Source organism: Vibrio marinisediminis, from assembly GCF_014050145.1.
Taxonomy (GTDB): Bacteria; Pseudomonadota; Gammaproteobacteria; order Enterobacterales; family Vibrionaceae; genus Vibrio; species Vibrio marinisediminis.
In genome coordinates this window covers 1-301 of sequence record NZ_JACFYF010000162.1, presented here as the reverse complement: position 1 = coordinate 301, position 301 = coordinate 1, and the positions used below count along the sequence as shown (strand labels likewise).

General features: G+C 35.5%; 1 protein-coding gene. It reads left to right on the top strand.

The window, feature by feature from the left end:
• The coding region (locus H2O73_RS20755; protein WP_182110769.1) for a DUF3050 domain-containing protein at positions 1–301 on the top strand (301 nt) is incomplete at both ends.

Sequence of the window (301 nt, the reverse complement as noted above, 5' to 3'; positions counted from 1 at the left end):
GAGACCAATAAGGCACATCTTGTTGCTTCTGCATTTACATTTGGACGAGAAGATGTAATTCCTGATATGTTTATTGAAATACTCAAAAATGCTGATTCTGAGAACAAGTCGTATAGCAAGTTGAAATATTACCTTGAAAGACATATAGAATTAGATGGTGATGAGCACGGACCGCTATCGCTTAAAATGATTACAGAACTTTGTGGCAATGACGATCTAAAATGGAGTGAAACTTTAGCAGTTGCAAAACAATCTTTACAGAAAAGAATTTCACTATGGGATGCTATTAGTGAATTGGCAC